This window comes from Streptosporangium sp. NPDC023615, assembly GCF_040640155.1.
In the GTDB taxonomy this organism is placed as follows: domain Bacteria; phylum Actinomycetota; class Actinomycetes; order Streptosporangiales; family Streptosporangiaceae; genus Streptosporangium.
Genome location: NZ_JBFABE010000037.1, coordinates 50,459 through 75,469 on the forward strand (window position 1 = coordinate 50,459; position 25,011 = coordinate 75,469).

A 25,011-nucleotide genomic window follows, 5' to 3' on the forward strand; every position below is an offset into this window, starting at 1 on the left:
AGGCCACGACCGGTGAGGCGGCTACTCACGGTCCTGCTCCTCGCGGTCACCGCGTCGCTCGGCGCGGTCACCCCGGCGCAGGCCCACAACGTGCTGATCGGCAGTGATCCCAAGGACGGGGCCGAGCTGGCGAACGGCCCCTCGAGGATCACGCTCGTCTTCGACCAGGCGGTCCGGCAGGGGTACGCGCGGATCAGCGTGACCGGCCCGGACGGCACCCGCTGGGAGGACGGCAGGACCACCGTCGACGGCGCGCGGGTGGCCGTCGGCGTCAGGCCGCTGGGCCCCGCCGGGACCTACGTGGTCGGCTACCGGATCCTCTCCTCCGACGGTCATCCCGTCTCCAGCAAGACCACCTTCACCCTGACCGCGCCGGGGCCGGGCGCCGCAGGGCCCGCCTCCGCCGTCCCGGCCACCCCCGCCCCGGCGGTCTCCGCCGCCGCGCCGCGGGAGCAGGAGCTCGGCCTGGGCGCCCAGGCCGCCGAGGCCGCGCAGAACGGCGGGGCGGGGATGGCCGTGCTGTGGATCGCCGGTTCCATCGTGCTGCTGGGCGGGGCCACCGTGGTGGCCATGCGCCGTACCAGGGAGCGGGAAGGCGCCCCATGACCGTGACCGCCGAACCGGTCCCGCGCGAGAGCGCCACGACCAGGAGACTGCTGACCGGCGGGCTGGTGTCGGGCGCGCTGGTGGCCGTGCTGGCCGCGACGGCCTTCACCGCCCAGGAGGCGGTGCCGGGCATCGACGTGCCCGGACCGCTGGTGGAGTACGGCCTGCCGGTGCTGCGGGTGCTGCTGGACCTGGCGGCCGTGGCGGTGGTCGGGCTGAGCCTGCTGCCGAGGCTGCTCGGGTTCGACGACCCGGAGCGGACCGAGCCGGTGATGCGCCGGGCGCGGCCGATGGCCGTGACCTTCGCGTGGGCGTGGGCGCTGCTCGCGCTGGTCGTCATCGTGTTCCAGACGGCCGAGCTCAACCCCGGCCTGTTGCCCACGCCGGGCATGATCGCCGAGTACGTGGGCGGCGTCGGCGCCGGTCAGGGCATGCTCTTCAGCGCGGCCTGCGCCCTGTCGGCCGCCGCGATCGGGCTGCTGGCCGTGCGCTACGGCGAGAAGGTCCCGGCCGAGTTGCGGATCGTGGTCGCCTTCTTCGGCCTGCTGCCGATCCCGGTGACCGGCCACGCGGTCGACTCGGTCTGGCACGACCCCATCATGATCTCGATGGAGCTGCACGTGATGGGGTCTGCGGCGTGGACCGGCGGGCTGGTCGCGGTCGTCGCGCTGGTCGCCTCGGACCGCGGGCTGCTGGCGCGGGTGCTGCCGGCGTTCTCCCGGCTGGCGACGCTGGCGCTGGTGGTGGTGAGCGTGTCCGGGGTGGTGAACGGCCTGGCCACGATGGCCCTCACGCCCGGGGTGGAGCTGCCCGGGGCGCTGCTGAGCGGCGAGTACGGGCCGCTGCTGGTGGCCAAGGCCGTCTGCGTCGCACTGCTGATCCCGCTCGCCGCCCACATCCGCTTCCGCCTGCTGCCGCACGTCGCCCGGGGACGGGCGACGGCGGTCGCCGGGTGGGTGGCGGCCGAACTGGTCGTGATGGGCGTGGCCTACGGGGTCGCGGTGGCGCTGACCACGGCCTCCCTGTCCTGAGCCCGCAGGGTGTGGCGGTCGAACGACCATTCGGCCGCCAGCCAGAGCACGGCCAGCCCCGCCCCACCGGCCAGCATGGTCATCGGGGGGACCAGCGGCGGTGACATGAACATCGCGTTCTGGAGGCGCAGCGCCTGGTCGACGAGGACGACCGCGCCCAGCGACCCGACCAGCGCCCTGACGACGGGGATCCTGATCAGGAACGCCAGGTCGACGGCGAGCGCCCCGGCGATCAGGAAGACCGGCACGGCCGAGCGCGGGAAGTCGGCGAGGGCCAGGAGCGGCCAGATCAGCATGCGGAAGGCGATGTAGGCGCCGATCACGGCGGTGGCGGAGAACATCCGGCCGATCATCGCGCGGGCGTAGACGGCGACCAGCAGCGCGGCGATCGCGGCGTAGAGCGGGTAGAGCGCGTCGGGCACGGGCAGCGTGAAGTGCAGCGCCACCGCCCTGTCGGTCACCGGCAGGCCGATCTGGTCGGCGGCGAACTTGATCAGGATGGGTTCCGCCTCCGGTGCGCCCCGGTCCCAGGCCGCGAGGCCGTAGACGCCGTACTCCTGGTGCTGCTCGGGGAACCAGACGTTCTCGAAGAGGAACACGAAGAGCCCGCCCAGGACGAGCGTGCGCGTCCGCCCCGGCACCGCCCGCACGAACCAGCCGCGGATGACGCCGCAGATCATGAAGAGCGTGCCGATGTAGAGCATCAGGTGGGACGGGCTCCACGAGGTGATGTCGAGCCCGTTGACCCGGTGGTTGATCAGGTCCAGCGGCACGGCGAGCAGGAAGATCCCCGTACCCCAGGCGATCAGGCGCTGCGCGAGCCTGTCGACGCCGTACCCGGTGTAGAGGTGGATGATCGTGAGCGCGAGCGCGACGGCGGTGCCGACGCTGTTGAGCAGGTGCGGCGGGGCCAGGTCGTCGCGGAGCCACTTGAAGTGCCAGGAGACGTCCCAGGAGGCGCCGAGCACCTTGAACGAGAAAGCCACCAGCCAGCCGAGGTAGAGGAGCCTGAACAGATCCTCGGGGGTCTCCCTGCCCGCCTCTCCCCGTGTCCAGTAGGGCAGGGCCCATTCGATGACGGGGGTCGCTCTTCTTCGGAGGCTCTCTACTGGCTTCACGCGCGAAATGATGCCGCCCTGCGCCTTGCTCCGCAATCGGGGAGAACCCTGAGGCATCGGGGCGACCACCTCCTCTCCGCCCACGACGGGCGGTCCGTGACGCCGGATGCCGCCGCCGTACAGCCCAGACGATCCCAGATGGGCACATATGGCCATTGACCAGCTCAGATCCACCCTGACCGGCACTACCAACCTGAGAACGGTCTCAGGGGGAAGTTGGACGGGGTCAGTAGGCTCGCGCTATGAGACGTGGGGGAAGGCGGGCCGTCTGGGTCGCGGTGGTCGCCGTGCTGGCGATCGGTGTCGTGACCTGGCTGGTGTGGCCGTCCGCGCCGCAGGTGCGGGCGCACAACCAGATGATCGCCGTGGTGGACGGCCCGCGGGACGACCAGCGCGTCACGCTGGACACGAGCTTCTTCCCCCCGGCCGGGGGCGGCCGGGCCCCGGTGGTGCTGCTCGCGCACGGCTTCGGCGGCAGCAAGCAGAGCGTCAGGCAGTCCGCCCTGCGGCTGGCGCAGGACGGTTACGCGGTGCTGACCTGGTCGGCCCGGGGCTTCGGGCGCTCCTCGGGGCAGATCGCGCTGAACTCCCCCGACTACGAGGTCAAGGACGTGCGCCAGCTCGTCGACTGGGCCGCGAAGCGGCCCGAGGTCCTGCTGGACGCGGCGGGCGACCCCCGCGCGGGCATCGCCGGCGGTTCCTACGGCGGCGCCATCGCGCTGATGGCCGCCGCCCACGACCCCAGGATCGACGCGATCGTCCCGCAGATCACCTGGTACGACCTGGCCGACGCGCTGTTCCCGAACGCCACCGGCGACGGCCCCGAGAGCGGGGTGTTCAAGCGCATGTGGGCCGGACTGTTCTTCAGCCGGGGCGGTCCCGCGTCCGGCGCGGGCGGCGCCGGCGGCCTGGCCGCCCTCGGCGGCGGGAACGGCGGCGCCGGCGGTGACGACGGCGACGAGGGCAGCGGCGAGGGGGCCGACGGCGGCGCGGCACGGCCCGGGACCGACCGGCCGCTCACCCCGCAGGAGGTGCGGTGCGGCCGTTTCCTGCCGGAGATCTGTGAGATGTACCAGGGGATCGCGGAGAGCGGCCGGGCGACGCCCGAGGCCGTGAAGACGCTCCGCAGGTCCAGCCCGGTCTCGGTGGCCGGCAGGATCAGGATCCCGACGCTGCTGCTGCAGGGGCGGCGCGACTCGCTGTTCACGCTCGGCCAGGCCGACGCCAACGCCAGGGCCGTCGCCGCCACCGGCGCCCCGGTGGAGGTCGCCTGGTTCGACGGCGGGCACGACGGCGGCAACGGCGAGGCCGACTGGCTGCACGACAGGACGCTCGACTGGTTCGACCGTCACCTGAGGGGGACCGGCGCCGGGCGGGACGGCGAGCAGAGCGGCGAGCGGGGCGGCGCCTTCACCGTGACCCGTGACGGCGGGCGCGACCCCGGCACCCGCCGCCCGGTCCAGTTGCACGCCGTCGCCCGCGACTATCCGGGGCTGTCGGGCAGCGGCCGGGTCTCGGTGCCGCTCAGCGGCCCCGACCAGCCGGTCGCCAACCCGCCCGGCGGCTCCCCGGCCTCGATCTCCGCGGTTCCCGGCCTGGGCGGCCTCGGCGGCGCGGTGAACATCTCGGCCGACATGGCCGGGCAGAGCGCCACCTTCGAGTCCGCCCCGCTGACCGCGCCGCTCCAGGTCACCGGCAGCTCGACGGTCCGGGTGCGGGTCTCCTCCCCGCCCGGTTCCGCGACCGTCCCCTCGGGCGACACGGAGAACGGGGCCGCGGGCACCGGGACCACGGGCGGCGCAGGGGGCACGGGCGGCGGGGCCGGGCGTGAGGTGACGCTGTTCGCCAAGCTCTACGACGTCGCGGGCGCCACCCAGGCGCCGATCCTGCCCGAGGGACTCGCCGCCCCGGTGAGGATCGCGCTCGGCGCGGACGGCTCCGGCGAGGCCACGGTGACGCTGCCCGCCGTCGACCACGGGTTCGACGTCGGGCACCGGCTGCGGGTCGCGTTCACCACCACCGACCTGGGCTACAGCACCCCCACCGCCCCGGCCGTCCACACCGTGGGCCTGGTCTCCCCCTCGGTGACCGTCCCCACCCACGCCGCGCTGCGCACCCCCTCCACCGGTCCCGCCTGGTGGATCTGGGCGCTGCCGCCGGCCGCCCTGGTCGTCGCGACGGCCCTGCTGCTGGCCGGGCGGCGCCGCGCCGCCGACGAGCACGACCCGGAGCTGGCCGCCGTACCGCTGCGGATCAGCGGCCTGACCAAGGCGTACCGCAACGGCGAGCTCGCCGTGAACGATCTGTCGTTCACCGTCGAGCAGGGCCAGGTGCTGGGCCTGCTCGGCCCCAACGGGGCGGGCAAGACCACCACGCTGCGCATGCTGATGGGCCTGATCCGGCCCGACGGCGGCGAGGTGCGGATCTTCGGCCACCGGGTGGTGCCCGGCGCGCCGGTGCTGTCGCGGCTGGGCTCGTTCGTCGAGGGGCCGGGGTTCCTGCCGCACCTGTCCGGGCGCGACAACCTGGAGCTGTACTGGAAGGCCACCGGCAGGCCCGCCGAGGACGCCCGGTTCGCCGAGGCCCTGGAGATCGCCGGGCTCGGCAAGGCGCTGGACCGTGCCGTGCGCACCTACTCCCAGGGCATGCGCCAGCGCCTGGCCATCGCGCAGGCCATGCTCGGCCTGCCCGACCTGCTCGTCCTGGACGAGCCCACCAACGGCCTGGACCCGCCCCAGATCCGCGAGATGCGCGAGGTGCTGATCCGCTACGCCGAGGGGGGCCGTACCGTCATCGTCTCCAGCCACCTGCTCGCCGAGGTGGAGCAGTCGTGCAGCCACGTGGTGGTCATGCACCGCGGGCGCCTCGTCACGGCCGGGACGGTGAGCGAGCTGCTGGACAGCCGCACGCCCGTCGACGGCTCGGGCACCCGCCTGGAGGACGTCTTCCTGGACCTGATCGGAGAGAAAGCGTGAGCGACGTCTCGCCCGCACCCGCGTCCGCGCCCGTGCCGCCCCCGACCGGCGGGCCCGCGGACGGCACCGCGGGCGGCACCGCCACGGCGGGCACGGCCTCGACCGGCGCGGCGCGCGGGTACGCCCCGGGGCGCACGCTGCCGCTCGGTGTGGAGGTCGTCCGCCAGTTCAAGCGGCGCCGCACGCTGGTGATGTTCGGCCTGCTGCTCGCGCTGCCGTGGATCCTGGTGATCGCCTTCACGTTCGGCGCCGGGTCCGGTCAGCCGGCCACCACGCTGCGCATCTCCGACCTGGCCACCGAGGGCGGGCTGAACTTCGCGGCGTTCGCCCTGTCGGTCTCGGCGACGTTCCTGCTGGTCGTCGCGGTGGCGCTGTTCTGCGGCGACACCGTGGCCGTCGAGGCGAGCTGGTCGTCGCTGCGCTACCTGCTGGCCGCCCCGATCCCCCGGGACCGGCTGCTGCGCCAGAAGCTGATCGTCGCGCTGGGCTACTCGGCGGCGGCGGTGATCTGCGTGCCGGTGATGGCGCTGCTGGCCGGGACCCTCGCCTTCGGCTGGAACGACGTCCGGGTGCCCGGGACCGGCGAGACGATCGCCGCCCTGGACATGCTGCCCCGGTTCGCGGTGGTGGTCGGCTACGCCATGGTCAGCCAGCTCGTGGTCGCCTCCCTGGCCTTTCTGCTCTCGGTCGGCACCGACGCCCCGCTGGGGGCGGTCGGCGGGGCGGTCGGCCTGGTGATCGTCAGCAACATCCTGCAGGCGGTCGAGGAGCTCGGCTTCCTCAGGGAGTTCCTGCCGACGTTCTGGAACACCGCATGGCTGGACGCCCTGGCCCCGCAACCGCAGTACGACGGCATGCTCAAGGGGGTGGCCGTCTCGGTCACCTACTCGGTGATCCTGATCGCCTTCGCCTTCCGCCGCTTCCGCGCCAAGGACGTGGTCTCCTAGCGGTCCCCGGCGGGCCCCGGCGGGCCCCGCCTCGTGTCAGGATGCTCGGCATGTCTGAGCGCGCACTGAGCTTCGGAGCGATCGCGGAGGCCTACGAACGGTTCCGGCCGGGCTATCCGGAGGAGCTTCTCGGCCTGGTGACGGCGTACGCGGCGCGGCCGCTCCGCACGGCCCTGGAGATCGGCGCCGGGACGGGCAAGGCGACCCGCCTGTTCGCCCGGCCGGGGGTCGAGGTCACCGCGACCGAACCCGACGAGGCGATGCTCGCCGAGCTGCGCCGGCACGTACCGGCGAACGTCAGGACCGTGCGGGCCGCGTTCGAGGACCTGCGGCCGGACCGCGGGTACGGGCTGGTCTACGCGGCGGCGGCACTGCACTGGACCGCACCTCGGGGGCGGTGGTCACGCGTGGCCGCGCTCCTGGAGCCCGACGGCGTGTTCGCCTCGTTCGGCGGGCCGTTCCGTCCGGCCGACCCGGCCGTGGAGGAGGCCGTGCGCGTGGCACGGTCGCCGTTCCTGGCCGACGACGACGTTCCCTCTCCCGACGGGACGCCTCCGGGGAGCGACATGCAGTGGCCGGGTACGGAGCTGCGGCGGTCGCGGTGGTTCACCGACGTCCGGCAGGCGGTGGTCGAGCGGCGCCTGCTCCTGAGCGCCCGTGACTACATCGGCCATCTCTCGACCGTCTCGGCCTACCTCGTCCTGCCGGCCCCGGAGCGGGAGCTGGCGTTCGACCGGATCGCGCGTGTCCTGCCCGAGACGGTCGAGCTCACCGCCGACATCACCGTCCATCTCGCGCGCCGGCGCCACGAGCGGTAGCGGCCCCCTTCCCCGCCCCCGGCACCCCCCGGCGCCCTCGGCGCCCTCGGCGCCCCCGGCGCCCCCGGCGCCCCCGGCGCCCCCGTCTCTCGCGTTCGCCCGGATCCCGCGTCCCTCCGCGCGCCCGTAGGGCGCCGCACGCGCCACGGTCGCGCTCCGAGGCCGGTCACCCTGACAGGAATTTGCAAGAAGATGTAGAACCAACGCAGAGATGTAGCAACGTTACGAAATTATTTCACAGAACTCTTGTGGAACGGTGTACGCGAGTCCTACTGTCACCTCACCCTCATGGCGTCCGCCCCCCGAGCGCCCTCAGGTGCCCACCCCCCGAGAGAAACGAGCGTCCGATGTCGCGCAGCATCACAGGAGCCATGGCGAGGTGGTCCGGCAGGTCGGCGCGGAGAGCGGCGGTGGCGGTCACGACGCTGGCCGTCACCGTCGCCGGGCTGGGCGTCGCGCCCGCGGGCCCCGCCCTCGCGGCCCTCGCCGACCGGGCCGCGGGCGGCACGGGCGGCACGACCCGCGCCGCCGCCCCCGTCGTCACGCGCGCCGCCCTGAACCCGGCGCTCGTCGCGGGCCGGGGCGCCGACGTCCGCTTCGCCGAGCAGGAGGCCGAGAACGCCGTCACGAACGGCACCGTCATCGGCCCGGACCGGACCGCGTACACGCTGCCGTCCGAGGCGTCGGGCCGCAGGGCGGTCAGGCTGACGCCGGGCCAGCACGTGGAGTTCACGCTGCCGGCCACGGCCAACGCGATCACGGTGCGCTACAGCATCCCGGACGCGCCGGACGGCGGCGGCATCACCGCGCCGCTCGACGTCACGGTCAACGGCGGCGGCAGGAGGGCGATGACCCTCACCTCGCAGTACTCCTGGCTGTACAACCAGTATCCGTTCACCAACGACCCGAACGCCGACCTGCTCCACCCCGACTGGTGGATCACCGAGTGCGCCTGTGTGCCGTCGGCCACGACACCGGCCCCGGTCGTCACCAAGCCGTTCCGCCCGACCCACTTCTACGACGAGCAGCGTCTGCTGCTCGGCCGCGTCTACAGGGCGGGCGACCGGGTGCGGCTGACCGTCCCGGCCGCGAGCAAGGCCGCGTGGACGGTCGTCGACCTGCTCGACTCCGAGTTCGTGGGCGCGCCGCGCGTCCGGCTCGTCGCGGCGAACGTGGTGGTGTTCGGCGCCGACCCGTTCGGGCGGCGCGACTCCGCCGGCGCGTTCGAGGCGGCCATCGCCTTCGCCAAGCGCAAGAACCTCAAGGTGTACGTCCCCCCGGGCGTCTACCGGGTGAACCGCCACATCATCGTCGACGACGTGACGATCGAGGGCGCCGGGAACTGGTACACGATCATCAAGGGCAGGCAGGTCGCCCTCCCGGCCCCCGCCCCCGACGGCTCGACGCACACCGGCGTCGGCTTCTACGGCAAGGACGCGTCGGCGGGCGGCAGCAGGAACGTCCACCTGTCCGGCTTCGCGATCGAGGGCGACGTCCGCGAGCGCATCGACACCGACCAGGTGAACGCGATCGGCGGGGCGCTGAGCGACTCGACCATCGACGGCCTGCACATCCGCCACACCAAGGTCGGCATGTGGTTCGACGGTCCGATGACGAACCTGAGGATCACCAACAACATGATCGTCGACCAGATCGCCGACGCCCTCAACTTCCACGGCGGCGTCACGAACTCGGTCGTGTCGAACAACGTCACCCGCAACACGGGCGACGACGGCCTCGCCCTGTGGTCGGAGAAGATCGCCAACACCGGCAACACGTTCGACCGCAACACCGTGCAGACCCCGACGCTGGCCAACGGCATCGCCGTCTACGGCGGCACGGACAACACCGTCTCGAACAACCTGGTGGCCGACCCGGTCCGCGAGGGCAGCGCGCTGCACGTCGGATCCCGCTTCGGCGCCGAGGCGTTCGCCGGGAAGCTGTCGATCAAGGACAACACCACGGTCCGCGCCGGCACGTTCGAGCTGAACTGGAGGATCGGGCTGGGGGCCATCTGGTTCTACGCGCTCGACAGGAGCATCGAGGCGGACGTCCGGGTGACCGGCAACCACTTCCTCGACAACACCTACAACGCGATCATGCTGGTCAGCGACTGGGGTGTGAAGGACCTCTACTCGATCACCGGCGTCCACTTCAAGGACATCAGGGTCGACGGCACGGGCACCTCGGTGGTCAGTGCCCGCGTGAAGGGCTCGGCGACGTTCGAGAACGTGGACGCCCGCAACGTGGGCGCGGTCGGCGTCAACAACTGCGGGTCGTTCGGCTTCCCGCCCACCGGCTCGGAGTTCTCGCTGACCGACCTCGGCGGCAACGACGGGGGCGGCGACGCGGGCGGCTCGTGGCTCGCGCCCTGGCTGCTGCCGAACACCGTCACCTGCGACGACCGCCCGCCCGTGGTGGCGCCGCCGGCGCCGGCGCCGTGGTGATCGCCGCCCGGAGCGGGCCGCCGGCGATCCCGGCGGCCCCGGCGGCCCCGCCCCGGACGGCACGGGCCTGACCGATCCCCGCCGGCCCGGTGTTCGCGGAGGGAGACCTCGCGGGCGCCGGGCCGGTCGCCTACCAGTGGGGCGGGCGGTCCTCGATCAGGCGGGCGTCGTCGTCGGCCTCGCGCCACTCGCTCCAGCCGAGGTCGGTGTCGTCCAGGGTCTGGTCGGGCAGGATCGGCAGGCCGTCGTCGGAGAGGTCGACGGGGCGCAGGTCATCGGGTTCTGGCACTGTCACAGCCCCATGCTAGCCACCCGCGCGGGGTGGGCGCCCGGGAAAGGCCGCCCGCGCCCGGCGACGCCGGGGAAAGGCCTTCCGTGCCCGGCAACGCCGGGGACAGGCGGCAAACCAGGCGGTACGATGCGGTGGCAGGTTTCAGCTACCCCCCGTGAGGCGCCATGACAACGCCATCAGGTTGGCGGCGAGACGGCAATCTCCCCAACGAGCTGACCAGCTTCGTGGGGCGCACCAGGTTGCTCACCACGCTCCGGCAGCGGCTGGGCGAGCACCGCCTGGTCACCGTGACCGGCATCGGGGGCGTCGGCAAGTCCCGTACCGCCCTGCGGATCGCGCACGAGATGCGGACCGGCTTCAGGGACGGCGTCTGGTTCGCCGACCTGGCCCGCCTCCAGGACTCCGGCATGGTCCGCCACACGATCACCTCGGCCCTCGGCATCGCCGACCAGTCCGCCCGCTCGGCCGACGAGACGCTGATCGAGTGGCTGGGCGACCGCGAGCTCCTGCTGATCATCGACACCTGCGAGCACCTGGTCGACGCGTGCGCCGCGCTCTTCGAGGATCTCCTCACCGGCGCCCCTGGGCTGACCATCCTGGCGACCAGCCGCCAGTCGCTCAACGCCAGGGGCGAGCACACGGTCGCCATCCCGCCGCTGACCGTCCCGGGCGACTCCCCCGGCGAGGACGTCTTCACCAACGAGGCGGTGCAGCTCTTCGCCGTGCGGGCGAGCGCGGTGGTGCCCAGCTTCCTGCTGGACGAGGACAACATCGGGCCGGTGGCCGAGCTCTGCCGCCGTCTGGACGGCATCCCGCTCGCCATCGAGCTGGCGGCGGTCCGGATGCGGGCCCTGTCGGTGGAGCAGATCCTCGGCCTGCTGGCCGACCGGTTCAGCCTGCTCGCGGGCGCCAGCCGCACGGCGCTGCCCAGGCACCAGACGCTGCGGGCCGCGATCGGCTGGAGCCACGAGCTGTGCGAGCCCGCCGAGCGGCTGCTGTGGGCGCGGCTGTCGGTCTTCGCCGGGGACTTCGAGCTCGACGCCGCCCGCTACGTCTGCTCCGGGGACAACCTCCCCTCCGAGGACATCATGGACCTCATCTCCAGCCTGGTGGAGAAGTCGATCCTGCTGAGCGACGGCACGCCGTCCGGGCACCGCTACCGGCTGATCGACACCCTGCGGCAGTACGGCGAGGAGTGGCTGGAGAAGCTCGGCGAGACCGCCGCGATCAGGACGCGGCACCGCGACTACTACCTGCAGCTCGCCAAGCGGAGCGAGGAGGCGTGGTCGGGCGCGCGCCAGGTCTACTGGTACGTCAGGATGCGCCACGAGCACGACAACATCCGCGTCGCGCTCGACCACTGCCTGCGCACCCCCGGCGAGGTGCAGTCCGGGCTGAAACTGCTGTCCTCGCTGTGGTTCATGTGGGTGGCCTGCGGTCTGGCCCGCGAGGGCAGGCTGTACCTGGAGAAGACCCTGGAGCTGGCGACCCAGCCGACCCCCGACCGGTGCAAGGCCCTGTGGGTGCTGTCCTACATCCACAGCGCGCAGGGCAACATCACCGGCGCCGTCGAGGCGGCCGAGCAGTGCAGTTCCGACGCCGTCAGGGTGGGCGACTCCGGCGCGGTCATCCTGGCCACCAAGATGCTCGGCACGGCCGCGTTCCTGCAGAACGACCTGCAGAAGGCGAGCGCGCTGCTGGGGGTGGCGATCGAGTTCCACAAGAGCGGGCGCGAGCTCAACCCGGGCCTGCTGCCCTCGATCGTCGAGCTGTCCATGGTGCTGCTCATCCAGAACGAGCCCGCCGAGGCCGAGGTGCTGCTGCGCGACTGCATCGCGGTCTGCACCCAGCGCGGCGAGCTGTGGCTGCGCTCGTACGCCATCTACGCGCTCGCCAGCGTGTACCAGGCGATGGGCCGCTCGGCCGAGGCCATGTCGAACGCCCGTGAGGCGCTGCGCCTCAAGCGCTACTTCCACGACGTGCTCGGCATCGGCCTGGCGATCGAGGTGGTGGCCAAGCAGGCGCTGGAGGACGGGCAGCCGGAGCTCGCCTCCCGGCTGATGGGCGGCGGCCAGGCCAACTGGCGGACCTTCGGGATGCCGCAGCTGGGTTCGCCGTTCTTCAATGTCGAGCACGAGCGCTGCGTCAAGGAGTGCAGGCGCCTCCTCGGCGACAAGGCCCACGAGGAGGCCTTCGGCCAGGGCAGGAAGCTGGACCTGGAGGAGTTGATCATCCTCGCGCTCGGCGACCACGAGGACGAGCGACCCCTGTAGGGCACCGGCCTCCGCGGGACGCGCGGGGCGCGCCGCTCTCGCGGGACGCGCGGCCTGTGACCGGTCAGCCGGTCGCGGGCCGGCCGCCGGCTCCCACCCGCTCCCACGCCGTCGTGTAGCGGGTGCTGGTCAGCGAGTAGTCGACGCTGCCGCTGATCCAGAACTCCAGGCCCCGCACGTAGGCGAGCACCGCCTCGGAGCCGAGCGCCTCCAGGGCGGGGCGCAGCTCCACCATCTCGGCGATGGCCCGGTTCCGCATGGCGCCGATCGCCTCCATGGCGTGCTGGCGGGAGTGGCCCCGGTGGGTGGCCAGCACGTTCACCAGGTTGTTGCGGGAGTTGGCGCCCTCGCTCTCCTTGGCGTACGAGATGAGATCGTTGTCCCAGACGACGACGTCGTTGGCGTTCTCGGTGACCGCCCTGACCGCGGGGTGGCGCCACTCCTCGGGGGAGAGGCGGCGGCCGCTGGCGACGTCGATGAGGGCGAAGACGGTGAGCATGGCGCCGGTGCGCCGCCGCATGAAGATGTAGTCCCCGGGCTGGGGCACCACGTCGGCCTCGCGGTTGGCCGCCTCCCACACCTGGGCGAAGAGGTAGTCCTTGGTGACGGTCCTCCAGCGGTCGAGCTGGTCGGGGTCGCCGTACCTGGCGATCCTGCACTTGATCTCCAGCAGCGCCCGGGCGAAGGCGTCGTCGGGCTTGTCGTCCTCGTCCAGGTCGTCGAGGACGGCGAGGAACCGGGGAAGGGCGCGGCTGATCTCGCCCGCGCCGCGGTTCTCCTCGCAGAAGGCGTCGTCGAAGGCGAACAGCCAGACGCACCAGTCGGTCGCCAGGCGCAGGGTGTGGTGTTCGGCGTACGGGTACGTGCGCGCGCTCAGCCAGCCGTACTTCGCCCGCCGGTATCGCTCCAGGGTCTCGGTGTCCTCCAGCAGGCCCGTCTCCGCGAGCCAGTCGAGGGTCTCGGTGTTGACCCTCTCGACGTACGGGCTGACCTCGCTGGGGAAGGGGCAGGGCAGAGGAGGGATGCGGAGAGGTAGGCCGGACCTACGCGGAGTAGTAGTTCCCACTCCCCCAGAATGACCGAAGGAGGGCCGTTTTCCTATACGCCGCCAATCAGATTGATGCCACAATCTCGGGCATTAACGGCTGAACATTTCGGGTGTTCGCCCTGGCCGGGCATCCGGGCCGTGCCCGCCGCCGCGGGCCCGGGAGGCCGGAACGCCTCTGACCTCCGGTAACACCCCGATCACAGCGTGTTCCTCCCGGACCTCGCGCCCGTCGGCGGTACCCGGCGACCTCCGGCGGCGCCCGGTGATGTCCGGCGGCGGTCGCCGTCCCCGCCGCCCCCGCCGGGCCGGTCCGAGCGGCCGGACGGGCCGGACCGGTCGCGTCCCCTCAAGCTCAGGCCAGGCTGCGTGTGACCCCTTGTGTCCCGGTAGGGTTCCCAGTGATCGGCGAGAACCTGCGGAATTCGGCGGCCCCCCGGCGGGTTGAGCTGAAGAGAAGACCGACGAAAGGCTGGAAACGGTGTCCGACCCGACGGATCTCTACCGGCTCAGCGGGGATGTCCCTGAGCTGACCGATCCGGTGCTGCTCTACCACTTCGACGGGTTCGTGGACGCTGGCGCCGCCGGACGGCTCGCCATCGCCCACCTGCTCGACGAGCTGGAGCACCGGGTCGTGGCGACGTTCGACGTGGACCGCCTGCTGGACTACCGGTCGCGGCGTCCCGTGATGACCTTCGACACCGACCGCTGGGTGGCCGTGGAGAGCCCCGAGCTCGTGGTGCGCCTTCTCCACGACACCACCGGCACCCCGTTCCTGGTGCTCACCGGCCCCGAGCCGGACCGGGAGTGGGAGCTGTTCGCCGACGCCGTGGAGACGCTGGTGGCCCGGCTGGGCGTCGGCAGGCTGGTGACCACCCACGGCATCCCGATGGCCGTGCCGCACACCCGGCCGCTGGGCGTCACCGGCCACGCCAGCCGCCCCGAGCTCGTCGCCGGCCAGACCAGCGCCTTCGGCAAGGTCCAGGTGCCGGGCAGCGCGGCCGCGCTGGTCGAGTTCAGGCTGGGCGCCAAGGGCTACGACGCCCTCGGCTACGCCGTGCACGTCCCGCACTACCTGGCCCAGGCGGAGTACCCGACGGCCGCGCTCGCCGCCCTGGACGCCGTCACCCGGGGCACCGGGCTGGTCTTCCCGCTGGAGGGCCTTCGCGAGGCCGCCGAGAGGACCGACGCCGAGATCGCCGAGCAGATCCAGGCCTCCCAGGAGCTGTCCACCGCGATCACCGGCCTCGAGCAGCAGTACGACGCGTTCGCCGCCGGCGCCGAGCGGGAGAGCCTGATGGCCGAGAGCTCCGAGATGCCCACCGGGGAGGAGCTCGCCGCCCAGTTCGAGGCGTTCCTGGCCGAACGCGACGAGCAGCGCGGTGACTGACCTGCGGGTCGGCCTGATCGGGTACGGGGTGGCGGGGGCGTTCTTCCACGCCCCGCTGATCTCGGCCACCCCCGGCCTCCGGCTGTCCGCGGTGGTCACCCGCGACCCCGCGCGAGCCGCCGAGGTGGCGGAGAGGTACGGCGCCCGGGCGGTCCCGGACGCCGCCGCGCTCTGGGACGCGTCCGGCGCGACCGGTCCCGCGACCCCCGGCGCCCCCAGCGGCGCCGTCGGCGCCGTCGACCTGGTCGTGATCGCCTCCCCCAACCGCACCCACGTCCCGCTGGCGCGGGCCGCGCTCGGCGCGGGCCTGCCGGTCGTGGTGGACAAGCCCCTGGCCGCCACCGCGGCCGAGGCCCGCGACCTGGCGGCGCTCGCGCGGGAGCGCGGCCTGATGCTGACGGTCTTCCAGAACCGGCGCTGGGACGGCGACTTCCTGACGATCGGCCGGCTGGCCGAGGCGGGCGAGCTGGGCGAGGTGACCCGGCTGGAGTCGCGCTTCGAGCGGTGGCGGCCGGTGCCCAAGGGCGGCTGGCGCGAGACGGGCGGCGCCGAGGAGATCCCCGGGCTGCTCTACGACCTCGGCAGCCACCTCGTCGACCAGGCCCTGCGGCTGCTCGGCCCGGCCGTCGACGTCTACGCCGAGACCGACGTCCGGCGCGGCGGCGTGAGTGCCGACGACGACACCTTCATCGCCCTGTCCCACGCGGGCGGGGCCCGCTCCCATCTGTGGGCCGGCGCGCTCACCCCCAGGCTCGGCCCCCGCTTCCGGGTGCTGGGGACCCGGGCGGGCTACCTGAAGTACGGCCTGGACGTGCAGGAGGAGCAGCTGCGGGCCGGGCTGACCCCGGCCTCGCCGGGGTTCGGCGAGGAGCCCGGGGAGCGGTGGGGCACGATCGGCACCGAGGGCGAGACCCGTGCCGTGCGCACCGAGCCGGGCGGCTACGGCGGCTTCTACCCGGCGGTGCTGGCCTGCCTGCGCGACGGCGCCCCGCCGCCGGTCGAGCCCGAGGAGGTCGCCGCCGCCCTCGCCGTCCTGGAGGCCGCCCGCCTCTCGGCCGCCGAACGCCGGGTCGTCACCCTCTGACCGTTCCCCTCAGTCACCCTCTGACCGTTCCCCTCAGTCGCGCAGGCGGGCGCGGAGCAGCCTGGAGTCGGACTCGGTCCAGCCCTGCGAGGCGAGCCAGGCCAGCGGTCCCCCGAAACGCTCGTCCAGGACGCGCAGGAACTGCTGCATGTACTCGGCCCGGGGACGGTGGTCGTCGGCCGGCCGGGTGTCGAGGTCGACGCGGTAGGTCTCGCTGGCGCGCAGCCTGGCCAGGATGTCCTCCAGGCGGTCACCCGTGGCGACGTAGTCGTCGATGATCGCCTCCCGGGTGGCGCCGGCGACCTCCAGCGCCAGGGCGCTGAGAACCCCGGTGCGGTCCTTGCCGGCCGCGCAGTGCACGATCGCGGCGCCGTCGTCGCGGGCCATGGCCCGCAACGCCGCCAGGACCGAGTCGGGACGATCGCGGATGTAACCGTAGTAGTACCCGGTCACCCGCAGCTCGGCCATGCGCTCCTCGTTCTCCTCGCGCACGGCCCAGGGCAGCACCTTGTCGCCCTCGATCGTCTCACCGTCGGCCGTGTCCGCCGTGTCGGCCGTGTCGGCTGTGTCGGCCTCGACGTCGGTGTACCGGCCGCCCTCGGCGAAGAGCGTGAGGTGGTGGATGCTCACCTGCGGCACGGCGGTGAGCGGGCCCGGCCCCTCCAGGCGCACCTCCGGCCCGGAGCGCAGGTCGACGACGTTGCGGAGCGCACGGTCGCCGACGAGCACCCGCACGTCCCGCTCGGTCAGTCCCTGCAGGTTGTCCGACCGGTAGATCCGGCCGAAGCGTGTTGTCCCGCCGTCCACCGTGGCGAGCCCGCCCAGGTCGCGAACGTTGACGGCACCTTCGAGTTCGATCCAGCGCGTGAAGTCTCTCATCGCCCCCGAGCCTATACGCCGCTTTGTGAGCGGGCCGTTAACAGGGGACGCCTGCTTCCGTAATTACCAACACCCTTGGACGTTCCCGACAAGTGCGTCTTAACTCCTTTATGAGGCCCACCGAAGGGCCGACCGTGCTCCCCAGCGAGGAGGCCGCGTGGATTCGAGGAGACGTCCTCACATTCTGATCGATCCCTCCCTGCCGTCCGCCGTCGCGTCGGCGCTGCGCGCCGACCCGCAGGCGCTGCGCGCGGCCCGGCTGGGACAGCTCCCCCGGCCCCGGCTGCCCAGCGCGTCGAGGGTGGGCGCTACCGTCGCGTTCCTGCTGTTCCTGATGGGGCTGAGCGTCACGGCGGGCCTCATCGTCATCACCGTCGTGGTCGTCGTCTCCTCGATGTACCGCCTGAGGGGTGAGCCCGAGAGCCGCAGGGAGCGGCACCGCGTCCGGACCGCCATGGAGCACCGCGACCGCTTCATCCTGCCCGAGGATCTCGACGCCGGGTGCGGTGACCTGCTCCGCCGCGCGCAGGAGGCCGTCGAGGCGGTGCTCGGCTCCGAGATCAACCGGGCGAGCCTGCTCGACACGATCGACAACGCCGTGACGCTGCCCGAACAGACCTGGCAGATCGCCACGGGACTGAAGCGGCTCTCGGCCCTGAGGACCGACCACCGGCGGCTGGTGCCGGTCCCGCCCCCGCCCGAGGTCGCCGGGGCCTTCGCCCCCTACACCGGCGCGCTGGAGACCGCCGAGCGCTCCCTGGAGGGGCGGGTCCGCGCGCTGGAGGAGTACGCCGGCCAGGTCCGCAGGGCCGACGACGTCTACCTCGCCCACCTCCGGCTCCAGGCGCTCGCCGAGCAGGCGCCCCGGTACGAGGCGCTGGTCGCCGAGACCGCCGAGGACGCGCCGGCCGCGTCCGGGCTCGACCACCTGAACGAGCAGGCCCGTCAGGTGGAGAGGCTCTTCCACGAGAGCGTCGACGAGGCACGCCTGGCCGCCCGCCACCTGCTGGCGCCCCCGGTCCCGGACCCCGGCCCCGATCCAGGGACCCCGCCCCCCGTTCCCGGTCCCTGACCGCGGGCAGGCGGGGGTTCAGCCGCCCGCGCGGCGCAGCAGTTCCAGGGTGAGGTCCATCCCGGCCCGGTTGCCCAGACTGCGGTAGACGTCCAGGGCCGGTCGCAGGACCTCCGCCGCGGCCCCCTTCTCCCCCGCGTCCAGGTGCGTCTTCCCCAGGTACCGCAGGCTCCTGGCCGTCCACCAGCGGTCGCCCAGTTCCTCGAAGTCGCGCGCGGCCCGCCGCAGCGACTCCAGCGCCTCGCCCGTACGGCCCAGTCTGCCCAGGGCGCGCCCGGCCGACAGCTCGGTCCTGGCGACCCCCCAGGTGTCGCCGAGCGCGACCAGGATCTCCGCGGCGCGGCGCACGTAGGTCAGCTCGCGCAGCGCGTTGGAGGGATCGCCGACCTCGCCGGCCGCGCGCAGGCACCGGGCCTCCTCCCAGAGCTCGCCGCGGAGCCGGAACATCTCCGCGGCCCGGTCCAGGCTGAAACCGGCCCTGGTGAAGGTCTCCCCGGCGGCGTGGTGCTCGCCGCCGGCGAGCAGGGACCTGGCGGTCGCGCCGAGCACCTCGCCGTAGGCGCGCAGCGTCTGCGCCTCGGAGTAGCGGTTGCGGTCGCGCTCGAACACGCCGAGCGCGTCCTCCAGCAGCCTCCGCGCCTCGGCGGGCCTGCGCTGGGCCAGCCGGAGCTCGGCCAGGTTGCGCCGGGTCCTGGCCGCCCACCAGCGGTCGTCCTCGTCGGTGAAGACGGTTACCGCGCCGGCCAGGTAGTCCTGCCCGCGGTCGAGGTTGCCGTCGTTGAACAGGGTCATGCCGACCGCGCGCGTCGCCCGCGCCGCCCACCAGGACTCGCCGAGCCCCTCGAAGATCTCCAGTGCCCGTTCGGCGTCCCGCAGGGCGCTGCGGTGGCCGCCCTGCCCGCCCGCCACCGCGGCCCGGTCCAGCAGCGCGATGCCCAGCGCGCGCGGGTCGCCCATCCGCTCCGCGGCCTCGCAGAGGATCTCGGCGACCGCCCGCCAGTCGGACCAGTAGGCCCGCAGCGAGTGGCAGAGCGAGCAGAAGGCCCTGCCCAGGCCCCAGGCCAGCTCCCACATCCCCATGCTCCTGGCCTGGCCGATCACCGCGACCAGGGTCAGCCGCTCGGCGTTGAGCCAGTCGGCCGCCGAGACCTCGGCCGGCGTCACCGGCTCCGGTCCCGGCTCCCGCCCGGCGGGCCTGGCGCGTCCCCAGTCCTGGGGCCAGCGGGCCACGGCCGCGGCCTCGGCCCGGCGGCGGTAGCCCGACAGGACCCGCTCGATGGCGGCCCGGCGGTGGGCCTCGCCGTCGGCGAGCGCCGGCTCCCGGGCGAAGATCTTCACCAGGTCGTGCAGCCGGTAGCGCATCGCCCCGGACAGGTCGGTGCCCGAGCACTCGGCGAGCTGGGCGTCGATGAGCGCCTCCAGCTGGTCGGCCCCCTCGACCTCGGAGGTGGCGAGCAGCTCACCGGCCACCCAGCCGGGCGCGTCCGGGGCGTCGACCAGGCTGAGCAGGCGCAGCAGGCCGGTGCAGTCGTCGTAGCTGAGCTGGAGGGAGGCGCGCACGCTCTTGTCGAGGCTGCGGGCGATCTCCAGCTGGTCCAGGCGCCGGCGCTCGTCCAGCAGCCGGTCGGCGAGCCGGCGCAGGGTCCAGTTCTCCCTGGTGGCCAGGCGCCCGCCGCAGATGCCGATGGCCAGCGGCAGGTGGTCGCACATCCGCACGATCTCCCTGGCCGCCTCCGGGTCGGCGGCCACCCGGTCGCGCCCGGCGAGCCGGGCCAGCAGTTCCACCCCCTGCGCGTCGTCGAACACCGACAGCCGCTTGTCGTAGGTGTTGAGCAGGAAGAGCGGCTGCCGCGACGTGATCATGACCGCGCAGCCGGGCTCGGCCGGGATCAGGTCCTTGACCTGGTCGCCGTCGCGTGCGTTGTCCAGGTAGACGAGGACGCGCCTGCCCTTGGTCCAGGTCAGCCAGAGCGCGCGGAGCTCGGCCAGGCCGCCGGGGTCGGTGGTGAGGCGCACGCCGAGCGCGCGCAGGAAGCCGATCAGCACCTCGGCGGGATCGACCGGGGCCTCCACCTGACCCCGCAGGTCGGCGTACAGGCGGCCGTCGGGGAAGTCGCCGGCGACGTCGTGACCGAAGCGGGCGATGAGCATGGACTTGCCCACCCCGCCCCTGCCGTACACCGAGACGACCAGCGGGGCGGCGGGCGCGTGGTCGCGGGAGCGGCGGCGCGCGGCGAAGACCTCGCGCAGTTCGGCCAGCGACCCGGTACGCCCGGTGAAGTGCGCGGAGACCGGGGGCCACTGGTCGGGCGGGCGCCACACCGTCCCGGCCGAGGCGCCGCGCTCCTCGGCCCGGCTGCCGGCCGTCGCCCAGGTGAGCAGGCCGACCAGCAGGCCGGCGACCCCGGTCACGCCGACCTTGGCCTCCAGGGGCAGGTCCCACACGTCCAGCGAGGTGGCCAGGACGCTGGCCACGGCGGCGGCCAGCCCGGCCGCCGCGGGCGCGGCCAGCCGGATCCGGCGTCCCGGCCGCTGTCCCGGCCGCCGTCCCGGCCACCGGGCGGGCAGGCGGGCAGGCGGCCGGTCGGGCTCGTCAGGCACGTTCTGCGCCCCGGTCATCCACACCCCTCGCACGCGGACCACGGCACGCCCGCGGCCCCCGCGCCGGTCGGCATGTCCCTTGATTCCTGGAAATTGAACCAGACGGCCACCCGGCGGCGCCGCGTCATCCGGGCGGTCACCCGGGTGACGCGGACGGTGAGGCGGCCGGCGGCGTCACCGGCGGCGTGGGGGTGGTGGCGCTCCTCAGCGTCCCAGCACGTGGCAGGTCGCCTTCGCCTTCTTGGACGGGTCGCTCTCGGAGACCGCGGTCAGGGTCACCGTGGCGAGGCGGGAGCCTCCGGCGGCCCTGCGGGCGACGGCCGTGACCGGGGTGCTCCGGCCCGCCTCGGCGGTGGCGAGCCCGTTGGGCAGCGAGGCCGTCCAGCCCCGTCCCGAGACCGTCGCCGAGAGACGGTAGACGTCACCGGCGAGGTAGGCGCTCACGTCCTCGGGGTGCGTCCCCCGCGCCGGCGCGGTCCTGCCGGTGTTGAACAGCGGGAAGCGGCACGTCGAGGCGCCGCCCTTGGACGGCAGGCCCAGGGCGGGCAGCACCCTGACCCCGCGCCGGCTGGGCCCGGCGCCGTCCAGGGAGCGGACGGCCACGGTGTAGGAGAGCACGCCCTTGCGGTCGCGCTTGAGGTCCAGGACGTAGAAGTGCAGCCTGTTGGCCTGGTCCACGTACTCGAACTCCGATCCCGATCCGGTGCCGGCGTGGAAGAGCGCGTCCGAGAGCTGGCGGTAGTCGCCGATCGTGATGGGCACGGCGGTGCCGTCCGGCAGGACGTAGTCGGTCATGCCGATGTCCTGGGGGTTGGCGTCGATCACCCATTCGAAGGGGGCCTGGTCGACGTTCTTGGTCTTGGCCAGCAGCACGCCGGAGTCGGGCGTGAAGGAGTCGGCGCCCATCCGGTCCACGACCTCGATCGTGTAGTTGTCGTAGCCGCCGCCGTCGCAGAACGGGTCGACGCTCACGTCGCAGGCCGGGGCGCGGTCACCGCCGGTGAAGGCGATGTTGACGCCGGACAGGTCCTTCGGTCCCGGCTGGACGACCCGGGCGGTGACCTTCGCCACGACCAGCCCGGACTCGGCCAGCGCCTCCCTGGACAGGCGCAGCACGTTGGCCTCGTCCACCATCTCCAGCTTGATCTTGTTGCGGAGCATGTGCTGGGCGCCCATCGAGGCGCCCGCGGTGGGCGGGATCAGCCAGCGGCTGTGCGGGCCGCCGGGGCCGTTGAAGCTGCCCCGGCTGAGCATCTCCCAGATGCCGGTGTAGGCCCGGCGAGGCGGCACCCCGAACGGGTTGTTGTAGTTGTCGCCGATGCCGAGGATGTGGCTGAGCTCGTGGGCGTAGACGCCCTGCCCGGAGCTCTCGGCCTGGGTGGAGGAGCCGCCCCCGGCGTTGGGCCAGATCGAGGAGGCCGCGGCCCAGGAGGTCCACTCCACGTAGCGGGTCCTGGCCCAGTTGGGCAGGTTCTCGTCGGGCGGGCCGAAGGCGTCGGTCACCGCCTCCTTGGTGGGGAACTTGATCGGGCCGAACTCCTGCCAGGTGGCCGACTCGTCCTGGCCGGCGCTCAGGTAGAAGATGAAGTCGAAGCCCGCGGGCACCTCCGGGCCGGCCGCGCCGGTCCAGGCGGCCCGCGCGTCGGTGCGCAGGTTGCGGTTGCAGGTGTCGCCGGCCGGGCAGGCCGTGCCGCCCTGGAACTCCATGGCGTACTCGTGCGACTTGCCGGGCATCTCGTACGGCCCGAACGCGGTCAGCTCCACGCCGTAGCGGCCGCCGGAGTCCTCCATCCAGTACTCGTGGATGGTGTGGCCCCGGTTGAGGGCGCCGGGGGTGTTGAGGAAGTCCCGGTAGAAGCCGGCGACCCGGTCGCGGGGGATGTCGTGGGCCTCGGCGCTGGGGTTGCCGAAGACCGTGGACCCCTTGGGCTGGGTCACCACGAACGGCCGGCCGGGGTAGTCGGCCAGGACGAGGGCGCCGCGGAAGGTCCGCTTGGAGCCCTTGACGGCGGGGTCGGCCCAGTTGGTGCCGGGGGGCTTGCGGTAGTCGGCCCACGTCATGTGGTCCGGGTTCTTCCAGTTCTGCGGGTCGATCGGGGCCGGGGCGCCGGGCTCGGCGCGCCGCGCGGTGTCGGCGTCGGCGTCGGGGGTGGCGGGGGCGTCCCGCTGCCAGGGCTGGGTCCTGGGCCACTGCTCCAGGCGCCAGGGGTGCTCGGGGTCCTGGACGGGGTCGGCGGCGGCGGGGAGGGAGGTGGCGAGACCGGCGAGAATCAGCGTGATCGCGGCGATCGACGCTTTCATCAGCCTAGGGGGACGAGTCACGATAATTGACGCTATAGATCGCTTACAGCGGGATCAACAGGGTCCTGTCAGGAAGCGCGGAGGCGAGACCCGCCGGAGACCCGTTTGAGATCGGGGGCCACTCCCCTTAACCTCTCCGGAGGGGACGAACACACAGGAGCGCCTATGCCCACCCGTGCCGGTCGGACCATCGGCACGCGCGCGAGGGCCACGGTCTCCGTCCACTGCGCCCCCGTCGTGCTCCCCGTCTGCGGTCCTCCCGTCCACGACGGCGCGATCGTCGTCCGCAACGACCGGATCGCCAGGGTCGGCCCGCGCGCCGAGATCGTGGCCGCCCACCCCCTGCTCACCCCGGTCCACTGGCCGGGAATGATCCTGCCGGGCCTGGTCGACGCGCACCTGCGGCTCGACCGCGCCGCGGCCCCGGTCTCGGTGTACGGCGTCACCGCCGCCGGAGGCATCGCCGCCGACCTGGACGCGGCCTCCACCCTCGGCGAGGCCGGGCTGGGCGGCGTCACCTACCTGGAGACCCGCTGCGAGGACGAGCACCGCTGGGAGGACGAGGCCCGCGACCGGCTGATCACCGCGATCCGGGAGGTGGACCACCCGGGCGCCATCGGCATCGCCGCCCACTCCTCCGACCCGGTCGTCATGGAGGACCTGACCGTCCTGTCCAGGACGTTCGGGCTCCGGCTGCACGTCGAGCCCGGACGTCACACCGTCGCCTTCCTCGACGAGGTCGGGGCGCTCGGCGCCGGTTGCCACATCGCGATCTCCGGCCCGCTGGACGAGGCGGACCGCAAGCTCCTGCGTGCCCGCGGCACGGTCATCGCGATCTCGTCGCCGTTCGCCGCCGAGGGGCTCCTGGACGGCGAGAGCGCGATCGCGATCGGCACCCGTACCGGCGGCGACCCGCTGGCCGTCGCCCGCGCCCTGTCGCACGCCCCCGGCCACGACCGGCTCCTGGTCGAGGCCGTGACGGCGGGCGGCGCGCGGGCGCTGGGAATGGACGAGGGCCCCGGCCGCCTGGGCTGTCTGGAGCGGGGCGGCCGCGCCGACTTCGCGGTCTTCGCGGTGGACGCCCGCGGACGCGACCCCTACACGGTCCTGCTGCACGAGGGGCCGGGCCGGTGCGTGGCCACGTTCGCGGGCGGCCGGGCGCGCTGGCGTCTCGACGGGACCGGCCGGCTCGGCGCCCCCGGCGGCGCCGACGCCGACGGTGACGCCGGTGGAGCCGCCCGAACCGGTGGCGGGGACCTCGGGAGCGGCGGGGACGCCGGGGACGCCGGGGACGCGGCGGGCGCCGGTGACGTGAAGGGCAGGCGCCTCGCCTGAACCGGCTCCTCTCACCTCGCCCACAGACATCCTTTCATCCCATGTTTCATCGCCCCGGGTCCCGCCGCCTCACCGGTCGGCCGCCGTGTCCCGCCGCCGGGTTCGCCCCCGGCCCCCTTGCCCCCGCCCCGCCCCGCTCCATTCCGTTCCGCTTCGCCGGGCGAATCGGTCCGCACCCTTTTTTAAATCCACACGAAGATGAAACAATGGGTCATGGCGGAAAACACGACTCATGCGGTGACCATCAAGGAAACGCCCATCATGATGAAATTCATGATGCGCCTGTTCAACCCCATGATGCGTAATCAGGTACGCAAGGGGAAAACGAGCTCCGTCGGCAACGTGATCCTTCTTCATTTCACCGGCAGAAAGACCGGCAAGCGGTACGAGATTCCCGTCATGAAGCAGGACGAGAGCGGCAGGCTCTGCGTCTACACCGAGGCCCGGTGGAAGGTGAACCTGCGCGGCGGCGCCGATGTCGAGGTGACCGACATGGGAAGGCGCACCCCCATGCGGGCCGAGCTGATGGACGACCCCGAGGCCATGGCCGCCGAGATGGACGAGCTGGTCCAGAAGATCGGTCTGGCGGAGGCGAAGCAGCGGCTCGGCATCGTCGTCCACGTCGACCGCATGCCCACCAGGGAGGAACTGGCGGAGGCGATCCGGCGGCGCAACCTCGGGGTCATCTACCTGACGCCGCGCTAGGGAACCGCCGGGGCCGCCCGCCGGGCCGGAAGGCCCAGGGCGATCCGCTGCAGCAGCAGCGAGCGCTCCTGGAGCGCCTCCCTGACCAGGTC

At 73.3% G+C, this 25,011-nt stretch carries 18 protein-coding genes; 12 read left to right on the forward strand and 6 right to left on the reverse strand.

The window, feature by feature from the left end; all coding sequences use genetic code 11:
- The first annotated feature begins 12 nt into the window (after positions 1-12).
- Entirely contained in the window at positions 13-606 is a 594-nt protein-coding gene (locus AB0G16_RS24000; protein WP_362808906.1) for a copper resistance CopC family protein, read from the forward strand.
- Positions 603-1,637 carry a CopD family protein gene (locus AB0G16_RS24005; RefSeq protein ID WP_362808909.1) on the forward strand — a complete coding sequence of 345 codons (1,035 nt, stop codon included), beginning with the start codon at positions 603-605 and terminating at the stop codon, positions 1,635-1,637. The genes AB0G16_RS24000 and AB0G16_RS24005 overlap by 4 nt, the downstream gene beginning before the upstream one ends.
- Here the strand turns inward: AB0G16_RS24005 and AB0G16_RS24010 are convergent.
- Entirely contained in the window at positions 1,595-2,755 is a 1,161-nt protein-coding gene (locus AB0G16_RS24010; RefSeq protein WP_362808912.1) for a hypothetical protein, read from the reverse strand. The two genes, AB0G16_RS24005 and AB0G16_RS24010, sit on opposite strands and share 43 nt — an antisense overlap.
- A 242-nt stretch (positions 2,756-2,997) precedes the next feature.
- On the opposite strand from AB0G16_RS24010, the gene AB0G16_RS24015 reads away from it, so the two are divergent.
- The 4 genes from AB0G16_RS24015 (at position 2,998) to AB0G16_RS24030 (ending at position 9,942) form a co-directional block, all read left to right on the forward strand.
- On the forward strand, positions 2,998-5,730 hold the full coding sequence (locus AB0G16_RS24015) for an alpha/beta fold hydrolase (protein WP_362808915.1): 2,733 nt from the start codon (positions 2,998-3,000) through the stop codon (positions 5,728-5,730).
- Positions 5,727-6,677, forward strand: a complete 951-nt coding sequence (locus AB0G16_RS24020; RefSeq protein ID WP_362808918.1) for an ABC transporter permease subunit — start codon at positions 5,727-5,729, stop codon at positions 6,675-6,677. The genes AB0G16_RS24015 and AB0G16_RS24020 overlap by 4 nt, the downstream gene beginning before the upstream one ends.
- Positions 6,678-6,727: 50 nt before the next feature.
- On the forward strand, positions 6,728-7,495 hold the full coding sequence (locus tag AB0G16_RS24025; RefSeq protein WP_362808922.1) for a class I SAM-dependent methyltransferase: 768 nt from the start codon (positions 6,728-6,730) through the stop codon (positions 7,493-7,495).
- Positions 7,496-7,842: 347 nt separating this feature from the next.
- Positions 7,843-9,942, forward strand: a complete 2,100-nt coding sequence (locus tag AB0G16_RS24030) for a glycosyl hydrolase family 28-related protein (protein ID WP_362808925.1) — start codon at positions 7,843-7,845, stop codon at positions 9,940-9,942.
- 130 nt (positions 9,943-10,072) lie between these two features.
- Here AB0G16_RS24030 and AB0G16_RS24035 read toward each other — a convergent pair whose 3' ends face one another.
- Positions 10,073-10,237, reverse strand: a complete 165-nt coding sequence (locus AB0G16_RS24035) for a hypothetical protein (RefSeq protein ID WP_362808959.1) — start codon at positions 10,235-10,237, stop codon at positions 10,073-10,075.
- A gap of 161 nt (positions 10,238-10,398) precedes the next feature.
- On the opposite strand from AB0G16_RS24035, the gene AB0G16_RS24040 reads away from it, so the two are divergent.
- Positions 10,399-12,507: an ATPase gene (locus tag AB0G16_RS24040; RefSeq protein ID WP_362808927.1), complete on the forward strand. Its 2,109-nt coding sequence runs from the start codon at positions 10,399-10,401 to the stop codon at positions 12,505-12,507.
- Between the two features lie 64 nt (positions 12,508-12,571).
- Here the strand turns inward: AB0G16_RS24040 and AB0G16_RS24045 are convergent, their stop codons facing one another.
- Positions 12,572-13,573, reverse strand: coding sequence for a 4-epi-cubebol synthase (locus tag AB0G16_RS24045; RefSeq protein WP_362808930.1), 1,002 nt, complete (start codon positions 13,571-13,573; stop codon positions 12,572-12,574).
- Positions 13,574-14,033: 460 nt separating this feature from the next.
- Between AB0G16_RS24045 and AB0G16_RS24050 the strand changes: the two genes are divergently transcribed.
- Both AB0G16_RS24050 and AB0G16_RS24055 read left to right on the forward strand, forming a co-directional pair.
- A complete protein-coding gene (locus AB0G16_RS24050) occupies positions 14,034-14,942 on the forward strand; it encodes a PAC2 family protein (RefSeq protein WP_362808933.1) in 909 nt (302 codons plus the stop codon).
- Positions 14,935-16,026 (forward strand): Gfo/Idh/MocA family oxidoreductase, encoded by a 1,092-nt coding sequence (locus AB0G16_RS24055; protein ID WP_362808936.1) that lies wholly within the window; start codon positions 14,935-14,937, stop codon positions 16,024-16,026. Before AB0G16_RS24050 ends, AB0G16_RS24055 begins: the two co-directional genes overlap by 8 nt.
- Positions 16,027-16,059: 33 nt before the next feature.
- Here AB0G16_RS24055 and AB0G16_RS24060 read toward each other — a convergent pair whose 3' ends face one another.
- A complete protein-coding gene (locus tag AB0G16_RS24060; RefSeq protein WP_362808941.1) occupies positions 16,060-16,905 on the reverse strand; it encodes a tyrosine-protein phosphatase in 846 nt (281 codons plus the stop codon).
- A 157-nt stretch (positions 16,906-17,062) separates the two neighbouring features.
- On the opposite strand from AB0G16_RS24060, the gene AB0G16_RS24065 reads away from it, so the two are divergent.
- Positions 17,063-17,977 carry a hypothetical protein gene (locus AB0G16_RS24065; protein WP_362808944.1) on the forward strand — a complete coding sequence of 305 codons (915 nt, stop codon included), beginning with the start codon at positions 17,063-17,065 and terminating at the stop codon, positions 17,975-17,977.
- A gap of 18 nt (positions 17,978-17,995) precedes the next feature.
- On the opposite strand, the gene AB0G16_RS24070 is transcribed toward AB0G16_RS24065, so the two are convergent.
- Positions 17,996-20,596 (reverse strand): tetratricopeptide repeat protein, encoded by a 2,601-nt coding sequence (locus AB0G16_RS24070; RefSeq protein ID WP_362808947.1) that lies wholly within the window; start codon positions 20,594-20,596, stop codon positions 17,996-17,998.
- A gap of 186 nt (positions 20,597-20,782) precedes the next feature.
- Positions 20,783-22,879 carry a M6 family metalloprotease domain-containing protein gene (locus AB0G16_RS24075; protein WP_362808950.1) on the reverse strand — a complete coding sequence of 699 codons (2,097 nt, stop codon included), beginning with the start codon at positions 22,877-22,879 and terminating at the stop codon, positions 20,783-20,785.
- Between the two features lie 165 nt (positions 22,880-23,044).
- On the opposite strand from AB0G16_RS24075, the gene AB0G16_RS24080 reads away from it, so the two are divergent.
- Together AB0G16_RS24080 and AB0G16_RS24085 are read left to right on the forward strand one after the other, a co-directional pair.
- Positions 23,045-24,214 carry a hypothetical protein gene (locus tag AB0G16_RS24080; protein ID WP_362808953.1) on the forward strand — a complete coding sequence of 390 codons (1,170 nt, stop codon included), beginning with the start codon at positions 23,045-23,047 and terminating at the stop codon, positions 24,212-24,214.
- Between the two features lie 213 nt (positions 24,215-24,427).
- Complete coding sequence (locus tag AB0G16_RS24085) at positions 24,428-24,919, forward strand: nitroreductase/quinone reductase family protein (protein ID WP_362808956.1); 492 nt, start codon at positions 24,428-24,430, stop codon at positions 24,917-24,919.
- Positions 24,920-25,011 lie beyond the last annotated feature (92 nt).

Coding starts and splice junctions, on each gene's coding strand:
- AB0G16_RS24025 (WP_362808922.1), top strand. CDS start 6,728: ATGTCTGAGCGCGCACTGAGCTTCGGAGCGATCGCGGAGGCCTACGAA.
- AB0G16_RS24075 (WP_362808950.1), bottom strand. CDS start 22,879: ATGAAAGCGTCGATCGCCGCGATCACGCTGATTCTCGCCGGTCTCGCC.
- AB0G16_RS24080 (WP_362808953.1), top strand. CDS start 23,045: ATGCCCACCCGTGCCGGTCGGACCATCGGCACGCGCGCGAGGGCCACG.
- AB0G16_RS24030 (WP_362808925.1), top strand. CDS start 7,843: ATGTCGCGCAGCATCACAGGAGCCATGGCGAGGTGGTCCGGCAGGTCG.
- AB0G16_RS24070 (WP_362808947.1), bottom strand. CDS start 20,596: ATGACCGGGGCGCAGAACGTGCCTGACGAGCCCGACCGGCCGCCTGCC.
- AB0G16_RS24005 (WP_362808909.1), top strand. CDS start 603: ATGACCGTGACCGCCGAACCGGTCCCGCGCGAGAGCGCCACGACCAGG.
- AB0G16_RS24040 (WP_362808927.1), top strand. CDS start 10,399: ATGACAACGCCATCAGGTTGGCGGCGAGACGGCAATCTCCCCAACGAG.
- AB0G16_RS24015 (WP_362808915.1), top strand. CDS start 2,998: ATGAGACGTGGGGGAAGGCGGGCCGTCTGGGTCGCGGTGGTCGCCGTG.
- AB0G16_RS24085 (WP_362808956.1), top strand. CDS start 24,428: ATGGCGGAAAACACGACTCATGCGGTGACCATCAAGGAAACGCCCATC.
- AB0G16_RS24060 (WP_362808941.1), bottom strand. CDS start 16,905: ATGAGAGACTTCACGCGCTGGATCGAACTCGAAGGTGCCGTCAACGTT.